At 75.4% G+C, this 8,370-nt stretch carries 1 protein-coding gene (running past one end of the window); it reads left to right on the forward strand.

What is annotated here, in order from left to right; genetic code table 11:
- Positions 1-8,234: the final stretch of a type I polyketide synthase gene (locus tag AB5J73_RS28375; RefSeq protein WP_370961715.1), read on the forward strand. It extends 11,905 nt beyond the left edge of the window; 8,234 of the gene's 20,139 nt are visible here — the last part of the coding sequence; the start codon falls outside the window, past its left edge; the stop codon is at positions 8,232-8,234.
- Positions 8,235-8,370 lie beyond the last annotated feature (136 nt).

Here is an 8,370-nt window from a genome sequence, read left to right on the forward strand (position 1 = left end):
GGGCCGGGATCGTCTGGGGCGAAAACTCGCGGCGGCTCGCGGACACGGCCGCGGCGCAACCCGCGCTGTTCGCCCTCGAAGTCGCGCTGTACCGGCTTTTCGAGTCGTGGGGCGTGCGGCCCGACCACGTGCTGGGGCACTCGGTCGGCGAGATCGCGGCCGCGCACGTCGCGGGCGTGCTGACCCTGGCCGACGCGTGCACGCTGGTGCGGGCGCGCGCCGAGCTGATGGGTGCGCTGCCGGCCGGTGGCGCGATGGTGTCCGTGCGCGCCACCGCCGCGGAAGTCGAACCGCTGCTGGGCGACGACGTCGCGATCGCGGCGGTCAACGGCCCGGACGCCGTGGTGCTCGCCGGCGCCGAAGAAGCGGTGCTCGCGCTGGCCGAACGGTTCGAGAAGGCCAAACGGCTCGCGGTGAGCCACGCGTTCCACTCGCCGCTGATGGACCCGATGCTCGCGGACTTCCGCGCGGTCGCGGAAGGTCTCACGTACTCGGCCCCGCGGATCCCCGTGGTTTCGACGGTCACCGGAGCGCTCGTCACGGATTTCACCGCGGACCACTGGGTGGACAACGTGCGCCGGACGGTCCGTTTCGCCGACGGCGTGACGGCGCTGCACGAGCACGGCGTGCGCGTGTTCGCCGAGTTCGGCCCGGACGGCGTCCTCTCCGCGATGACGGCGGGCACCCTCGCCGACGCGGTCACGGTTCCGTTGCTGCGCAGGGAAACCCCCGAGCCGCGGGCCGCGCTGGCCGGGCTCGCCGGCCTGCACGTGGCAGGCGCGCGGGTCGACTGGCCCGCGGTGCTGCCGGGCGGCCGGCGCGTGGACCTGCCGACGTACGCGTTCCAGCGCGAACGGTTCTGGCCCCGCGGCGGGGCGTCCCCGCGCGGGGACGCGACGGCGGCCGGGCTCGGCGTCGGCGGCCACCCGATGGTCGGGGCCGTGGTGCGCCCGGCCGGGTCGGGGGAGGTGCTCCTGACGAGCCGGCTGTCGGTGTCCGGGCACCCGTGGCTGCGCGGGCACGTCGCCGGCGGCGCGGTGGTGCTGCCCGGCACGGTGTTCGCGGAGCTGGCGCTGCGGGCCGGCGACGAAGCCGGGACGCCGTGCCTGGACGACCTCACGCTGGAGGCGCCGCTGGTGCTGCCCGAGCGGGGCGGGGTCCAGCTGCAGCTGCGCGCCTCCGCGCCGCGCGAGGACGGGCGCCGGACGCTGTCCGTCCACTCGCGACCCGAGGACGGCGACGACCTGACGTGGGTTCAGCACGCCACCGGCGTGCTCGGCCCGCGCCGTGCGGCGGCGGGTGCCTTCGCGTGGCCGCCCGCCGGTCCGCCGGTCGACCTTTCCGGCCACTACGAGCGCTTGGCCGACGGCGGCTTGTCGTACGACGGCACGTTCCGCGGCCTGCGGGCGGCGTGGCAGTCCGGCGACGAGGTGTTCGCCGAGGTGGCGCTGCCCGCGGACGACGCGGGGGAGGCGGGCGCGTTCGGCCTGCACCCGGCGCTGTTCGACGCGTGCCTGCACGCGATCGGCCTGCTCGGCGGCGAGGCCGGATTGCCGTTCGCGTGGGAGGGCGTGCAGCTGCACGCCACCGGCGCGGCTTCGGTCCGGGTGCGGATCACGCGGGCGGCCGCGGGGGTGTCCCTCGCGATCGCCGACTCCGCGGGCGAGCTGGTGGCCGAGGTGGCCACACTGCGCCTGCGGCAGCCGACCGAGGTTCGACAGGTGAGCCAGGAGAACCTGTACCGGCTCACCTGGACCCCGCTGGCCGCGGCAGCCGGCGACCTGGGCTCGGCGGGGGTGCTGCTCCCGCCGGCACCGGCTTCGGCCGGTGGGCTGGGTTCCGGCGCACCGGGCGACGCTTCGCCAGCAGCGGCTTCGGCCGGCGGCCCTGGCTCCGGCGCACCGGGCGAGGCCTCCCTCGCGGCCGATGCCGGCGTTCTCGGGGCGGCGGACGTACTGCCCGGCGCCGTAACCTTCGCCGACCTCGATGCCGCCGCCACCGCCGCGCCCGATCTCGTTGTCCTCCCGCTGCTCGACCCGCCCGGTGACGACCCCGCGGCCGCGGCCCTCGACGTCACCACCTGTGTCCTGGACCTCCTCCAGCGCTGGCTCGCCGACGACCGCCTCCGCGAAACCCGCCTCGCCGTCCTCACCCGCGGGGCCACCGAGGGCAACCCGGTCGCCGCCGCGGTGTGGGGCCTGGTCCGCTCCGCCCAGGCCGAGCACCCGGGCCGGTTCACGCTCGTCGACCTCGACGACACCGGCGACCTCCTCGAAGCCGCCCTCGCGGCTGACGAACCCCAGGTCGCCGTCAAGAACGGGCGGGTGCACGGCGGGCGGCTCGCCCGCGTCGCGGTCCAGCCCGAAGCACGGGAATTCGGCGACCCCGACGGCACCGTCCTCATCACCGGCGGCACCGGCGGCCTGGGCGCGGTCTTCGCCCGCCACCTCGCCGCCGAGCACGGGATGCGGCGGCTGCTGCTCGTCAGCCGCAGCGGAGGCGATCCCGCCGAAGTCGCCACCCTCGTCGCCGAACTCGCCGCGCACGGCACCGAAGTCAGCACCGCCGCGTGCGACGTCGCCGACCGGGACGCGCTCCGGGCTCTCCTCGACGGTCTCGAGCACCCGCTCACCGCCGTCGTGCACAGCGCCGGCGTCCTCGACGACGGCGTGCTCGGCTCGCAGACCGCCGAGAGCTTCGAGCGCGTCCTGCGGCCCAAGGTCGCCGGTGCCTGGAACCTGCACGAACTGAGCGGGGACCTGCGATCGTTCGTCGTGTTCTCCTCGGTCGCCGGCACCGTCGGCACCGCCGGCCAGGCCAACTACGCCGCCGCCAACGCCTTCCTCGACGCCCTCGCGCGGCACCGCCACGTAAAGGGCCTGCCCGCCACCTCGCTCGGCTGGGGCCCGTGGGCGTCCGGCAGCGGGATGACCAGCGACCTGTCCGACGCCGACCTCGCCCGGATGGCCCGCGCGGGCACCCCGGCCATCCCCGCCGAGCTCGGCACCGCGCTGTTCGACGCCGCGCTCGCCGCCGGCGTCCCCGACGTCGCCCCGGTCCGGCTCGACCTGCCGGTGCTGCGGGCGCTGGGCGACGTCCCGCCGGTGCTGCGCGGCCTCATCCGCGTCCCGCTCAAGCGGTCCGCGGCGGGCGCCGAAGCGGCCGTCGGGCTGGTCCAGCGACTCGGCGCGCTCGACGCCGCCGGGCGCACCCGCGCCGTCCGCGAACTGGTCACCACCCAGGTCGCTCAGGTGCTCGGGCACGCCGACGGCGGCGCGATCGACGCCGGCCAGACGTTCCAGCAGCTCGGCTTCGACTCCCTGACCGCCCTCGAACTGCGCAACCGGCTCGACGGCGCGACCGGCGTCCGGCTCGGCGCCACCGCCGTGTTCGACTACCCGACCGTCGCCGCCCTGGGCGAGCACCTCCTGGAGGCGCTGCTCGGCTCCGGCGCGGTCGCCGACGAGGCACCGGCCCCGGCCGCGGTGGCCGGCGACCCGATCGTCATCGTCGGGATGAGCTGCCGCTTCCCGGGCGGCGTGGAGTCGCCCGAGGACCTGTGGCGGCTGCTCACCGAGGAACGCGACGCCATCACGGCGTTCCCGGCCAACCGCGGCTGGGACGTCGCCTCGCTCTACCACCCGGACCCGGACCACCCGGGCACGACCTACACCCGCGAAGGCGGCTTCCTGCACGACGCGGGCGACTTCGACCCCGAGTTCTTCGGCATGAACCCGCGGGAAGCGCTCGCCACCGACGCCCAGCAGCGGCTGCTGCTGGAAACGGGCTGGGAGGCCGTCGAACGCGCCGGCATCGACCCGGTGGGCCTGCGCGGCAGCCGAACCGGCGTGTTCGTCGGCGTGATGTACAACGACTACGGCCTGACGCTCAACCACCTCGCCGACACCGACGGCTACGAAAGCAACGGCAGTTCCCCGAGCGTCGCCTCGGGCCGCGTCGCCTACACGTTCGGCTTCGAAGGCCCGACGCTGACCGTCGACACGGCGTGCTCGTCGTCGCTGGTCACCCTGCACCTGGCCGCGCAGGCGCTGCGCAGCGGGGAATGCGAGCTGGCTTTGGCCGGCGGCGCGACCGTGATGGCGACGCCGGGCACGTTCATCGGCTTCAGCCGCCAGCGCGGGCTCGCCGCGGACGGGCGCTGCAAGGCGTTCTCCGACGACGCCGACGGGCTGGGGTTCGCCGAGGGCGTCGGCATGCTGGTGCTGGAGCGGCAGTCCGACGCGATCCGCAACGGTCACGAGATCCTCGCCGTCGTCCGCGGGAGCGCGGTCAACTCCGACGGCGCGTCCAACGGCCTGACCGCTCCGAACGGCCCGGCGCAGCAACGCGTGATCCGCCAGGCCCTTTCCGCCGCGGGGCTGTCCACAACGGACGTCGACGCGGTCGAGGCGCACGGCACCGGTACCGCGCTCGGCGACCCGATCGAGGCGCAGGCCCTCATCGCCACCTACGGGCGCGAGCGCGAAAACCCGCTGCCGATCGGCTCGGTGAAGTCCAACATCGGGCACACCCAGGCCGCGGCCGGGGTCGCCGGGATCATCAAGATGGTCCTCGCGATGCGCCACGGTGTCCTGCCGCGCTCGCTGCACGTCGGGACCCGATCGTCCCATGTGGACTGGGACGACAGCGGCGTCGAGGTGCTGGCCGCGGCCCGGCCGTGGCCGGAGAGCGGCCGCGTGCGGCGCGCGGCGGTCTCGTCGTTCGGCATCAGCGGCACCAACGCCCACGCCGTGCTCGAAGCCGGCCCGGCACCGGTACCCGTGCCCGAACCGGCGCGGCCGCCGTCGATCGTGCCGTGGGTGCTCTCCGGCCGGACCGCCGGTGCCCTGCGCGGCCAGGCCGAACGACTGCTGACGCACCTCGACGGCCAGGACGTTTCCGCCGTGGGCCGCGCGCTGGCGGGCCGGACGCCGTTCGCGCACCGGGCCGTCGTCGTCGGCGAGGACCGGGCCGGGCTCGTCGCCGCGCTCACCGCGGTGGCGGCGGGTGAAGCGGCCCCGGACGTCGTGACCGGGCGCGCGTTCGGCACGCGCACCCCGGCGTTCGTCTTCCCCGGCCAGGGTTCGCAGTGGGCCGGGATGGCCAAGGACCTGCTCGCCGCGTCGCCGGTGTTCGCCGCGACGATGGCCGAGTGCGCCGCCGCGCTGGCCGAGTTCGTCGGCTGGTCCCTGTTCGACGTCCTCGACGACGCCGAAGCCCTCGAAGAGGTCGACGTCGTCCAGCCGGCGCTGTGGGCGGTGATGGTGTCGCTCGCCGCGCTGTGGCGCGAGTTCGGCGTCGAACCCGCCGCGGTCGCCGGGCATTCGCAGGGCGAGATCGCCGCCGCGTGCGTCGCGGGTGGACTGTCCCTTCAGGACGGTGCTCGCGTGGTCGCCCTGCGCAGCCGCCTGATCCGGCAGAAGCTCGCCCGCACCGGCGTGATGCTGTCGGTGGTCGCGCCGGTCGATGACGTCCGCGCGCTCGTCGGCGACGACGTCTCGATCGCCGCGGTGAACGGGCCCAAGCTGGTCACCGTCTCCGCCGACGAGACCGCCATGGCGAAGCTGGAGAAGCGGCTTTCGGCGGCCGGCATGATGCGCTGGCGGCTGGCCGGGGTGAACTTCGCCGCGCACTCCCCGCAGGTCGAGCTGCTCGAAGACGACCTGCTGGAGCTGCTCGCGCCGGTGACCCCGCGCAGCTCGGCCGTGCCGTTCTACTCGTCGGTGACCGGCGGGCTGCTCGACACCGCGGAGCTGGACGCCCGGTACTGGTACCGGAACCTGCGCCAGACCGTGCTGTTCGGCGAGGCGGCCGACGCGATGGTGGCTGGCGGGGCGAGCGCGTTCGTCGAGCCCAGCCCGAACCCCGTGCTGAAGATGGCGCTCGAACAGACCATGGACCGCACCGGCGAACCGCTGGTGTTCCAGGAAACGCTGCACACCGGTGAAGGCGACTGGCGCCGGGTGGTCACCGCGGTCGCCGGGGCGCACGCCCAAGGCGTCACGGTCGACTGGGGCGCCTTCTACGAACGCGTCGGCGTCACCGCGCGGGTCGCGCTGCCGACGTACGCCTTCCAGCGCAAGACCTACTGGCCCGAGCCGGCCCCGCAGGCCGTCCCCGAGGGCGGCGAGAGCGCGGCCGACGCGCGGCTGTGGGGCCTGGTCGCGGCGACCGACGGCGAGGTGCTCGCCTCGGCGCTGGAGGTCGACCGGGCCGCGCTGGACGCCGTGCTGCCCGCCCTGGCGTCGTGGCGGGAGAAGCTGCGCACCGAAGCCGCCGTCGACCGCTGGTGGTACCGCATCGACTGGACCCCGCTGAAGCCCCCGGCGGGCGCCGCCGGGCCGGGCCGCTGGCTCGCCGTCGTCCCCGGGGACACCGGCGAGTGGAGCACCCGGGTGCTGGGCGCGCTGCCCGGTGACGTCACCGTCCTCACCGTGACCGACCCCGACCCGGCCGCACTGGCGGCGCGGATCGGGGAGCTGCCGGGGACGTTCGACGCCGTCGTGTCGCTGCTCGCGCTGAGCACGCGGCCGATCGCCGCGGCGCCGACCGCGCCGCCGGGCGTCGTGCTCACCGCGGTGCTGGTCCAGGCACTGGCCCGGGCCGAAGTGGAAGCCAAGCTGTGGTGCCTCACCCGCGAGGCGCTGCCGGTCGAGGGGCGGCACGCGGCCGCGGACACCGTCGGCCAGGCGGCGGTCTGGGGCTTCGGCCGCACCGTCGCGCTCGAACGCGCGGCGGCCTGGGGCGGCCTGGTCGAGCTGCCCGCCGAACCCGGCGAAGCCGACCTGCGGAACCTGCCGCACGTGCTGGCCGGGCTCGGCGGCGAAGACCAGATCGCCCTGCGCGACGGCCGCTTGCTGGGCCGCCGCCTGCGGCGCACCACGGCGGCGGAAACCCCGTCGGTCACCCCGGCGCTGGCCGGGCCGGGCACGGTGCTCATCACCGGCGGCACCGGCGCGCTCGGCGTCGAGACGGCCCGCTGGCTGGCCGACGCCGGTGTCCGGCGGCTGGTGCTGACCAGCCGCCGCGGCCCCGGCGCACCGGGCGCGGCCGAGCTGGTCGAGGAGCTGACCGGCCGCGGCGCCGAGGTGTCGGTGGTGGCGTGCGACGTCGCCGACCGCGACCAGCTGGCCGCGGTGCTGGCCGCGGTCCCCGAGGCGGACCCGCTGCGCGGGGTCGTCCACGCCGCGGGCGTCGCCCAGGACGGCGCCGACGTCGTCGCGCTGACCCTGGCCGAGGTCGAGGGCGTCCTGAGGTCCAAAGTGGAGGGTGCGCGGCACCTGGACGAGCTCGTCGGCGACCGGGAGCTGGACTTCTTCGTGCTGTACTCGTCGGTGTCGGGCATGCTCGGCAGCGGCAAGCTCAGCGCGTACGCCGCCGCGAACGCCTATCTGAACGCGCTGGCCGAGGACCGCGAACGCCGCGGCCTGGCGGGCGTGTCGATCGGCTGGGGCGTGTGGGGCGAGGCCGGCATGGCGATGCAGGGCGACATGCTCGAACACATGCAGCGCCACGGCCTGGTGCCGCTGGTCCCGGAAGAGGCGATGGTGGCGTTCGGCCGGGCCCTGAGCGTCCGTGGGTCGGTGCTGGCGGCGGACTTCGACTGGAACCGCTTCGCGCAGACGTTCACGCTGCCCCGCGAAAGCCCGCTGCTCAGCGAGCTGCCGGAGGTCCGCCAAGCGCTGTCGGCGGCCGGCACCGAACGCGACGCGGTGGTGGCCGAGGCGACGCTGCACGAGGAACTGGCCGGCCTGGATCCGGCGGAGCGGCGGGACGCGCTGCTCCGGCTGGTCCGCACGGTGGCGGCCGAGCTGCTCGGCTACGGCGAACCGGGCGACATCGAGCCGTCCCAGGCGTTCCGCGACATGGGCGTGGACTCCCTGGCCGCGGTGGAGGTCCGCAACGTCCTGGGCGAGCGCACCGGCCTGCGGCTGCCGTCGACCCTGGTGTTCGACCACCCGACGTCCCAGGCGGTGGCGGCGCACCTGCACCGCGAGCTGTTCGGCGACGAGGACACCGTCCCGGCGTCGGCGGAGGAGGCCCGGGTCCGCAAGTTCCTGGCGTCGGTGTCGTTCGACCAGCTGCGTTCGCTGGGCCTGATGGACCTGCTGTCGGAGGCGGCGGAACGCTCGGACCGCCCGGAGGAGGCCACCCCGGAGTCCGAGGACGGCGACGTGGGCGACATGGACGCGGACGACCTGGTCCGCTTTGTCCTGGGCGGCGACCAGGACTGACCCCTGGGCTCACGGAGGCGGCACTTTCCCTACGAAAGTGCCGCTTTCGACGTGCCCGGCAAGCGCCCCAATGTGGCGTTCGGTGCGTTGGACGCACCGAACGCCACATTGGGTGCGCTGGACGCAACCAATGCCA

The sequence above is a fragment of the Amycolatopsis sp. cg9 genome, from assembly GCF_041346945.1.
In the GTDB taxonomy this organism is placed as follows: Bacteria; Actinomycetota; Actinomycetes; order Mycobacteriales; family Pseudonocardiaceae; genus Amycolatopsis.